At 69.8% G+C, this 9,663-nt stretch carries 8 protein-coding genes; 7 read left to right on the forward strand and 1 reads right to left on the reverse strand.

Features of this window, described 5'->3' with window-relative positions:
• Nucleotides 1–151: 151 nt before the first annotated feature.
• Nucleotides 152–721, reverse strand: coding sequence for a zinc-binding dehydrogenase (locus C593_RS30740; protein ID WP_486591206.1), 570 nt, complete (start codon nucleotides 719–721; stop codon nucleotides 152–154).
• Between the two features lie 238 nt (nucleotides 722–959).
• Here C593_RS30740 and C593_RS30745 point away from each other — a divergent pair, with 238 nt between their 5' ends.
• From C593_RS30745 to C593_RS30750, 7 genes are all read left to right on the forward strand, one after another.
• On the forward strand, nucleotides 960–1,427 hold the full coding sequence (locus C593_RS30745) for an alpha/beta fold hydrolase (RefSeq protein WP_486591207.1): 468 nt from the start codon (nucleotides 960–962) through the stop codon (nucleotides 1,425–1,427).
• Between the two features lie 672 nt (nucleotides 1,428–2,099).
• On the forward strand, nucleotides 2,100–2,387 hold the full coding sequence (locus C593_RS0128165) for a helix-turn-helix domain-containing protein (RefSeq protein WP_018850671.1): 288 nt from the start codon (nucleotides 2,100–2,102) through the stop codon (nucleotides 2,385–2,387).
• Complete coding sequence (locus C593_RS0128170) at nucleotides 2,384–3,970, forward strand: helix-turn-helix domain-containing protein (RefSeq protein ID WP_018850672.1); 1,587 nt, start codon at nucleotides 2,384–2,386, stop codon at nucleotides 3,968–3,970. The genes C593_RS0128165 and C593_RS0128170 overlap by 4 nt, the downstream gene beginning before the upstream one ends.
• Entirely contained in the window at nucleotides 3,970–4,542 is a 573-nt protein-coding gene (locus C593_RS0128175; protein ID WP_018850673.1) for a hypothetical protein, read from the forward strand. Before C593_RS0128170 ends, C593_RS0128175 begins: the two co-directional genes overlap by 1 nt.
• 438 nt (nucleotides 4,543–4,980) lie before the next feature.
• Nucleotides 4,981–5,184 (forward strand): hypothetical protein, encoded by a 204-nt coding sequence (locus tag C593_RS33170; protein ID WP_158686883.1) that lies wholly within the window; start codon nucleotides 4,981–4,983, stop codon nucleotides 5,182–5,184.
• A gap of 754 nt (nucleotides 5,185–5,938) precedes the next feature.
• Nucleotides 5,939–6,616, forward strand: coding sequence for a restriction endonuclease (locus tag C593_RS0128180; protein ID WP_018850674.1), 678 nt, complete (start codon nucleotides 5,939–5,941; stop codon nucleotides 6,614–6,616).
• Nucleotides 6,617–6,797: 181 nt separating this feature from the next.
• On the forward strand, nucleotides 6,798–9,224 hold the full coding sequence (locus tag C593_RS30750; protein WP_018850675.1) for a DEAD/DEAH box helicase: 2,427 nt from the start codon (nucleotides 6,798–6,800) through the stop codon (nucleotides 9,222–9,224).
• The last annotated feature ends 439 nt before the right edge of the window (nucleotides 9,225–9,663 follow it).

The following is a 9,663-nucleotide window of genomic DNA, read 5'->3' on the forward strand; positions in this document are numbered from 1 at the left end:
GACTGGTGGTCCGGTACGCATTGAGGCCAGTATCTCGGTACGGTGACTGGTGGTCCGGTACGCATCGAGGCCAGTACCTCGGTGAGGATGTCCGGTCTCCGCTCCTCTCCCCGGGCCCTGCGGTTCTCCTTCGCACTCTCTCCCGCTCTGCTCAGGCCACTGTCAGGACGACCTTGCCTCGAGTGCGGCCGGATCCGGCCAGGTCGTGGGTGTTCGCCGTCTGTTCGAGCGGGAGCGGGGTGCAGACGTGCGGGCGGAGACGGCCGGCGTCGATCAGGGCGGCGATCGGCTCCAGAAAGGCGTAGTCCGGTTCGACCGGGACTCCGGCGTAGCGGTGGCCCTCGTTCTCGATGCGGGTGGCGGGCCCGGTGTTCGCGTGTTTTGTGATGCTGACGAGGGTGCCGCCGGGCCTCAGGACGCTCAGCGTACGTTTCCCCTTGGGACTGGAGTCGAGCACGACGTCGATCCCCTCGACCGCCCGGGTGTGGTCGGTGGTCCGGTAGTCGATGATCTCGTCCGTCCCGAGTCCGTGGACGAAGTCGTGGTGGGCGGCACTCGTCGGGGCGGTGGCGTGGGCGCCGCGCGCCGTGGCGATCTGCACCGCGAAGTGGGCGACGCCGCCGGCCGCCCGGTGGATCAGCACCCGCTGTCCGTCGGCGACCCGGGCCGCGCCGGCCAGCCCCTGCCGGGCGGGGCCCCGCCCCCGTTTCGGCACTGTCACAGGCCCCGTCTCCGGGCGGCGACGGCCCGCGACAGCGGTCGGGCTGCTGGCCGTCGAGCGCGCCCGTGCCGCGGGTGGCGCGGGCCGGGCCTGGACGACCAGGTCTGTTTCCGGCTCGATGCACTCGCCGGCCAGCCGGCCGCTGTCCTGCGGGCGGTCGCCGCGATCGAGCGCATCGCCGCCCGGCACCGGCCGTATCGTCGCCGGCACCGACACCGCCGCGGCCGTGCAGCGGGCCATGGCGGGGGAGGCACCGCTGCCCGGCGAACTTTCGCCGCCCGCGCCGGAACTGCTGGCCGCGCTCGCCTCGGCGCTCCCGCAGCCGAACAGCGGCGTCGAGGGGTACCTCGCCGCCCGGCTCCCGCTGTGGAAGGTGCTGCACGGACCGGTACTGCCGTTCCCCGAGGACGAGTACCGGGCGACGGAGCGGCGCGTGTACCAGCGGGCCCGCGACCTGCGGGCGGCGGCCAACCACACGTTCGCCGGAGCGTCGGGCACGGACCGCTCCACCGCGGACCTGGCCGCCGTGACGGCACCCACGCTGGTCCTGCACGGCACTCAGGACCCCATGTTCCCGCCCGCCCACGCGGAAGCCACCGCCGCCGCGATCCCCGGCGCCCGCCTGGCGCTGGTCGACCTGCCCGCGGCGCTGGACGCCCGCCTGGCCGACGAGATCCTGCGGCACACGGCGGCGTCGCACGACTGACCGGCCCGCCCCCGCCCGGCCACCACCACGGCCGGGCGGGCAGGCCCGCACCCACGGGGCACGGGGGCGCGGGGGGACGGGGGTGCGCTCTTCGGGCAGGGCCGGGCCAGCCCGCTGTCCACAGACGCCCCCCGGCAGGCTTCTTGAGCCATGGACATCAGCTCGCCGGGCATCACCCGGAACAGCACGAAGGCGCCGCGCTGCGACGCCACGACGCCGTCCTGCAGGCCGAGGAACCCAGCGAGTTCGCGGCCCGGTTCCCGGCCGGCCACCCGGCGCAGATGGCGTTCCTCCTAACCCACTACGCCGGCAACACCTCCCTGGTCGCCGCGCTCTCGGGCACTGGAGTGCGTACGGTGCGCCGCCCCTGCCGTGGGTGGCCGCCACCGCCCGGGCCCCGGCTGCGCCGGGCCCTGCCCTACCGCGTGTCGTGGACCTCGTGTGCCCGCGGTGCCTGTCCGATCGTGCGGTGGAACAGGCGCGCCAGGCGAATCGGTAAGCCCGGCGCGTGGCCGGTCGGCTTCCGCGTGATCCCGGCGGCGTGGATCGCTGGCACGCCGGGTGCCCGAGAACCTTCATCCCCCTCAGAACCCGGAAAGCTTTTCTGCATTGGTTATAGTGAAAAGCTGATATGGATGCGGAAGTTGCATGCATTCAGGTAAGATCGTGGGCATGGGATTGCGCTTGGAGGAGTCGCTGCGGCTGACGGTGGCCGCGTTGATGCAGGTAACGGGTGACTCGCAGCGGTCGGTCGCGGGAGTGCTGGGACTGACACAGACACAGGTGTCGCGCCGGCAGTCGGGCGCCATCTCCTGGAGCCTGCGCGACGTCGACGTCCTGGCCGAGCACTACGGCATCGGCGCCCTGGACTTGCTTGCGGGTCCGACCAGAGCATGCGAGGCGCTGCCCGCCGACAGGCGCCGTACCGTGCGGACCGAAGCAAGGGGGACGGGCCGGTGAGCGACTTCGACGCGATCGACTCGCTGCTTGACGCCGTCGGCCCCCAGGCCGAACTCCCGCCCCGCCACGTGCGCCGCGAGCTGCGGGAGCGGGCTCGGCTGTCCAAGGCACAGGTGGCACGCGCCCTCGGCGTGAGCCCCTCAACCCTCAGCGGATGGGAAACCGGCCGGGACCCGACCGGCGAGATCCGCACCAAATACGCCTACCTGCTGGACGGACTCAACGCCAAGCTCGCCACCGAAACCGAAACCGAAACCGAGACGGCGCCGGCTGCGGAACAGCCCACCACGCCAGGCACGGCCGCGACCGTCCCCCCTTTGCCCTCGCCCGACCTCGGCCAGAACGAGAACAGGGACAGGGACGGGGACGGGGACGATGTGGAACTGCTCGCCGCCCCCGAGCCCTGTGTGCTGTGCGGCCACCCCGCCGGACAACGCGTGGCGGGGTTCGCTCAGCACCTGACCCCGGCCGCCTGCCGACCCACCACCACCGCGGCCCCAGCTGCCCCACCAGCCGCACAGCCCACCGCACACACCCCCAAAGCGCCGCCGCGCACGACACGTCCGCCACATGCGACGCAGCGTTCCACGGGCCCGGCCCGCCACGCGTTCCAGAAAACATCCGGCCCGGTCGACCTGATCCGCGAGGCCGTGCAGAGTGCCCTTGCCGAACACCGGGGCGACATCGACGCAGCCACGGCGGCGCTGGTGAAGCGGGCCATCCCGGACGCGATGCGACTGCTGGACGAGACCCGTAAAGGCGCCCGCTACGACGTGATCGCGCACCCCTGGATCCCCGACATCCTCAAAAAGCAGACCGCGCGCGGCGCGGACCAGATCTGGGAAGCCCGCCCCAAATGGACCCGCCACGAACTCCCGCCCGGCCGGCATCAGGTGACCGCGCTCGACATCAACGGCGCCTACCTCTCCGCCCTCAAAACACACCTCCCCCTGGGCCAGCTCGAGCACTCCACCGGCCTCCCCCACGACCGCCGCCGCTCCGGAGTCCACCTGATCACCCCGCCCGAGTGGAAGCACGAGACAGTACTGCCCAACCCGATCGGCCAGCGGGACGAGCCCGGCCCCCTGTGGGTCACCGAACCGACACTCCGCCTCCTGCTGCGCCTGTCCGGCCCCAAACACCAGCTGTGCGACCCTCCTCAAATCCACGAGTCGTACACCTCCGGGGCCACGGAGAACCTGCTGGAGAAGTTCCGCATCGCCCTGAAGGACGCCCGCGACACCGCGATCGAGCAGGACGACACGGTGACGCTTCAGTACGTGAAGGCGATGTACTCGAAGTTCGTCTCCACCATGGGGGAGTCGAACTACAACCGGGAGCTCTACCGCCCGGACTGGATGCACCTCATCCGCAGCCAGGCCTTCGCCAACCTCTGGCTCAAGGCACTCAAGGCCCACGACGAGGGCCTGACCGTCGTCCGGGCGATGGGCACCGACGAACTCCACATCATCGGTGACTGGCGCCGTGTCTTCGCCGAAGGCCGCTCAGTTACCGAGGTCAAGGTCAAGGACACGTACACCGCCAAAACCGACGACGCCGAGCACGCAGACGAGGGGGAGTAGTGCCGGAGAAGAACATCGACTTCGGACGGTTCGGCGCCCGGGGCATCAAAGGCAGCGACGCCGTCGCACGCAAACTCGACGAACTCGCGGGCGGCATCGCCACCCCCGTGACCGCCAAGCGCGGCTGGATGGCGCGCCTGCACTACCTGACGAAATCGACCCAGACCCTGAAGGCCGCGCAGGACGCCGGACTCACCGTGACCCACCGGACGCTGAAGGCCTGGCTGGAGGGCAAACGCCGCCCCTCCAGGACCAGCCTGGAACGCATCGACCAGGCATACCGGACGGTGCGCCGGCACAACGTCGCCCGCCACCTCCTCAGACGCCTCAACCGCGACGGACGCGGCACCCGGGTGGAGATCCACCCGCTCAACCAGTCCCAGGTGCCGCAGCAGCTGCAGCGCGTGGTGGAGCACCGGACGATGAACGTGCGCCGCTGGGACCGCATCGTCGGCTCCTGGGCAGCCGGCGACCACCAGAGCCTCGACGCCGCGTGGCAGGACACGATCGTCGACCTCGGCTCGCAATGGGGCCAGTACGAGTACGTCACCAACGTCGGCTTCGCCGCATAGACCCGCCGACGAAACGTGATCTTCAGCGCCTGCCGGGACGGCATACGGAGGGACACATCGACGCGGGGCGGAGCAGCTCGACAGCCCGCTGGACTCATAACCCAGAGGCCGCACCTTCACACCCTGTCCCCGCTACTGCCGAAGAAGCCCGGACCTACACGATCCAGGCTCGTTCGCGTTCCCGGACGATCCTCACCGCGCCATCTGTCCTCTCCCGCCTGCCACCGCCACGTCGGCAAGGACACCACGGACACGCGGGCGTGCCGAAACCATGACACCCCCTCAGCGGCCGCTCAGCCCCGCACACAGTAAAGAAGGTAGGGGGGTGTGGCCGGCATGGCTGCTTCGGGGACCGGGGGTGGCACGTGCGCGGACTGCGTCGGCCCGACCCCCGCGCCGTCCGCAACTCGATGGGCTGCACGAGAGGCCCGGCACTGAATGGTCGTCCAGTTCGGACTTCTGCAACGACGTTGGCAGGCGATCCGCTCCGGTCGCCGCCAGGCGAACTGGCCGGCCTCCCCAGCCGTGCCCGGCCCACTGCCGTCCCGCAGACGGACGGCCGCAGCATCACCCAACGCCCTGCACATCTCCAAGAACATCGACGGCTCCACCCTCACCCACCTGACCGAAGCGGCCGAATGACCCCACGACGGACGCCGGACCCGCCCTCGCCGACGAAACGCAAGCCCCAGGCCGCGCACACTCACTGATCTTCAAGCCCGCCGTCGGCCCAAGGCGTAGCCACAACCGCCGGGGCTGCCCGTACCCCTCTCGGCCCCACCGAGAAAGGCAGCCCCACAGCCCTCCCACGTCGAAAGCCGCCCATCCCTGAAGACACCCGACCTGCCTCCCAGAAGGAGCACATCGAACACGTACTGCTTCATGCCATTTCTGCATGTGATCGAAGTGACGGAAACAGAGCACTGCGATGCATGAGCACCTGCATCGGCCACCGCAGCCGTACCAGAACACACCAGTCCAGTCCGCATGACAGGAGTTTCCGCAGATCCGAGAACCACTGTCCCGCATATTCGAACACCGCCGGACCCGTGACCGCATCACGGCGCGTTTTCGAGGCACTGCCAAGGCATCCGCTGATCAAACCGGCGGATTCGTCAGTGCCCGCTGCTACACCAATTCCCAGAGATTCAGACCGCAGTTGGCGGCCTGACGACACGGAGGAGGAAGCAGTGGCGAAGCCGCCCGAGGGCTACTACAAGGTGCGAAGTCATTACCGACGTAAACCCCGCCCCAGCGCGAAGAAACTCAGCGGCTGGTCGATCGCAGGGCTGATCGCGGTGGTGTGGCTATGGAGCCAGCTCATCGGCTTCGGAGAAACCTCCCCGACAACACCGCAAACCCCTACACCATCAGTGTCAGCGAACGTGGGCCACTGATGCCCCGCCGCTCGCCCCGGCCACGCCCACCCCGCGGCGGCAGGGAACAGGCCGCCGCCGCGGCCGTCGCCTGCGCCGCACCCTGGCTGCTGGCCAAGATCGCCACAGCCACATGGCAGGCAGCCGTCCGCATCTGGCCATGGCTCGCCGTCCTCGCGGCTCTCGCCCTCGGCTACGCAGCCTGGCGGTTCATCAGTGAACTGCAGGCCCGGAAGGTGCGGGCCCAGACGCTGGCCCGCCTCCGGATCACGCTCGCGCAACTCGACGCCATGGACGACCGGGCCTTCGAGTTCGCCCTACGTGACCTGCTCCTCCGGGACGGCTGGAACGCACGGCAGGTCGGTCGACAAGGAGACCAGGCCGCAGACGTCATCGGCGAAAACCGCCAACGCGGCAGAATCGTCCTGCAGGCCAAGCACACGACCGTCGCCGGCAAGGTCGGCTCCTCAGTGATGTACCAGGTCAAAGGCACCGCAGGCCCCGCGCACGGAGCTGATATCGCAGTCGTGGTCACCAACGGCTCCTTCACCCGCGACGCCCAAACATGGGGCGAACGCCACCAAGTGCACTGGATCGACCGGGACCGCCTGCGCCGGTGGGCCGAACACGGCACGCCCCTGCAAGACCTTCTGCGCCTGCCCACGCCACGCAAGACAGCCTTCCGCCGGGCTGCCTGAAACCAAGCGGAGAAAACCCGAGCCCCGGCCATCGCCCCCTATCCGCATCCGACAACACTGATCACGGGGCGCGCACGGGCCCGCAGCGCACCCCCGCCAGAGCACAGACACTGCACCGCACCCCTCCTGTACGCGAGAATGAACGCGAGTCAGCCCCTCCCGCATCCCGAGGAAACGCGCGATGACCGCCAGTCCCACCGCAACAGAACACCCCGGGCGCCTGGTCCTGCGCACAGACCAGCAGGAGGGCCTCGCCAACACGGTCCGCCACCTGCGCCGCCCGCACACCCGCGGGCACGCCGTCTCGGCCTGCGGCACCGGCAAGACCCTCTTCGCACTGCGCGTAGCCGAGGAACTCGGCGTGCGGCACCTGGCAGTGGCCGTGCCCAGCCTGGACCTGGTCGCACAGTGGGCAGCGGCCGCCCGCGCAGACAGCCGCCGCGAGCCGATGATCACCGTCTCCTCACTACGCGCCGCCTCCCACCCGTTGCTCGCCGAGGCCAAGGTCGACTCAGCCAACGCGGGGGAGTACCTGGCCTACTGGCTCGGCCGCCACCCCAAAGCGACGGTCTTCTTCACCTACGACTCCCTGCCCAAGATCGAAGAAGCCCAGCACTCCGCGATCTTCCCCGCCCCCCTCTTCGGCCTGCTGGTCGTGGACGAAGCCCACGCCACGGCCGGCACCTGGACCAAGAACTGGACTGCGCTGCACGACAACAGCCGTATCCCTGCCGACCGCCGCCTCTACCTCACCGCCACCCCCTACGTGTGGGACGCCCCCCGCCTGACCGAGCCGCCCACCACCAGAGCACAACCCAAGCGCACCACCGCCACCGCACCCCCCTGGGACGACCCAGCCCTGCTGGCGACCATGGACCAGCCACAGATCTTCGGCCCCCGCCTGCACACCTACTCCCACGCCGACGCCATCGACGACGGCGTCCTCGCCGACTACCAGCTCGTCGTCCCCACCGTCACCGACACTGAACTGCACAACGCGCTCACCGACCCTGAAGCCGGGCCCACCGCACGCCGCACCACCGCCCTGCACTTGGCCATCCTCAAAGCCATGCACGAGCAGAACCTGCGGCACGTGTTCGTCTACTTCCAGCAGATCGCCGACGCCGCCGACTTCGCCCGCCAGTTCGCCCACACCCTGCGCACCCTCCCCGACGAACTGCGCCCCGACTGGGCGAACGACGTCGTCGTACAGTCCATCGACGGCACCCACACCCCCCACCGGCGCGCCGACACCATCGCCCGCTTCAGCAACGCCGAGCGAGGCGTGCTGGCCAACGCCAAGGTCCTAGGCGAAGGCGTCGACCTGCCAGCCGTCGACGCCGTCGTCTTCGCCGACCGCACCGCCAGCGTCCGCCGCATCGTCCAAGCACTCGGCCGCGCCCTGCGCAAACCACCCACCCTCAAGACGAAGACAGCCAGCCTCGTCATCCCCGCCTACATCCCACCCGCCGCCGACCCCACCGACCTCCTCGGCACCCCCTACGAAGCCCTCTGGCTCGTCACCGCCGCCCTGCGCCACCACGACCAGACCATCGCCGCCCGCACCCCCCGGGCCAAGAACCAGCATCCCGCCCGCGACTCCCACACCTACATCACCCGCCGCTTCCGCTTCGACCACACCCTCGACCCCACCGCGATCGCCCGCGCCCTCGACCTGCTGGTGTGGCCCTCCAGCGGCGCCGTCCTGTCTGCTCCCCGCCGCGCTGGCCTAGCCGCCGCCATCCGCTACCAAAGCGAACACAGCCACCTGCGCGTGAGCACCGACTACGAGGACGCCTACGGCTACCGGCTGGGACAATTCATCACCGGCCAACGCACCGCCTACCAGGCAGGCGCCCTCGACCCGGCATGGATCGCCGAGCTCGAGGATCTCGGCATGATCTGGGACGACCACGAGGCCACCTGGCAAGGCCACCTGGCCACCGCCGAAACCTTCCACGCCGAACACGGCCACCTCGCCATCCCCACCCAACTACCCGGCGGCCAGTTCCTTGCCGACCAGCGCGCCCTAGCCCGAAAAAACCGCCTCACCCCCGACCGCGACAACCAGCTCACAGCCCTCGACCCAGACTGGAAACTCCCCTACGGCCCCGACTGGCATCGCAAGTACCACCTGCTGCGCCGCCACCTGGAAGCCGGCAACCACCCCAGCACGCTGCGCCGCGACACGGTCATCCACGGAGTGAAGGCGGGCAGCTGGCTACACCGCCAGCTCACCAGCTGGCCCGACCTCGACCCCGGCCAGCGCGACCTGCTCGCCCGCATGGGAATCACCCCCGACCACGCCCTCCTGGAACAGAAACACGCCGCGGGCAGGCCGAGCACATCGGGGCGGCGCACGTTCGCGCAAACCACCGAGATCCTCGGGCTCTTCGTGGCACGGTGGGGACGCACCCCCGGCGCCCGAGAGTGGATCGAGGTGGACGGCGACCGTGTCATGATCGGTCCTTGGCTCGCCAAGGTCCGCACCAAGCTGAACAATGATCAACTCCCCTCAGAGCAAGAAGAGTTGGTGTCCGCTACCCTTGCCGAGCACGGCATCGATCTGGTCCGTGCTCCTGGGTCCGTCGGACCATCAAGCGGCTGAGGTTCGGCCGCTGAGCCCAGTGCGACAGCAGACGCGTTCGCCCCGCTCCCGGGTCCCATTCTCCAGTGAGCGGGGGAGTGGCAGAACTCGAATACTCCAAAGTTTTGGCGACAAGGAAGCAGCGGCACACAGGAGTGGCACGGCTCGACGCTCTAGTCGTAACTGACGAGCCGTCACCAAGCACCCAGTCGGGTAAGCCAACGCCCGCCGCCCCTCCTGCTAGCCGAATTAACCTGCACCCCAGTCATGTTGGACTTGAAAAGCGAAGGCGAGTCGGGGAGGAGGCACGATCGCGGAGCGATCGGGACACCGCACCGACGACCCAACTCGATCCGCGGAGCGGATCCGGTCCCGGAGGGACCGAGCTCAGCACCCGCGGAGCGGGTGCTGAACCGACGCGTAGCGTCGGCGCGTCGTTCCTGCGGAGCAGGACGCGCGC

This window comes from Streptomyces sp. CNT372, from assembly GCF_000377145.1.

Bases quoted from the DNA above. Each gene is read 5' to 3' on its own strand.
- C593_RS30745 (WP_486591207.1), top strand. From the start codon at position 960: ATGGCGGGGGAGGCACCGCTGCCCGGCGAACTTTCGCCGCCCGCGCCG.
- C593_RS0128165 (WP_018850671.1), top strand. From the start codon at position 2,100: ATGGGATTGCGCTTGGAGGAGTCGCTGCGGCTGACGGTGGCCGCGTTG.
- C593_RS33170 (WP_158686883.1), top strand. From the start codon at position 4,981: ATGGTCGTCCAGTTCGGACTTCTGCAACGACGTTGGCAGGCGATCCGC.
- C593_RS0128180 (WP_018850674.1), top strand. From the start codon at position 5,939: ATGCCCCGCCGCTCGCCCCGGCCACGCCCACCCCGCGGCGGCAGGGAA.
- C593_RS30750 (WP_018850675.1), top strand. From the start codon at position 6,798: ATGACCGCCAGTCCCACCGCAACAGAACACCCCGGGCGCCTGGTCCTG.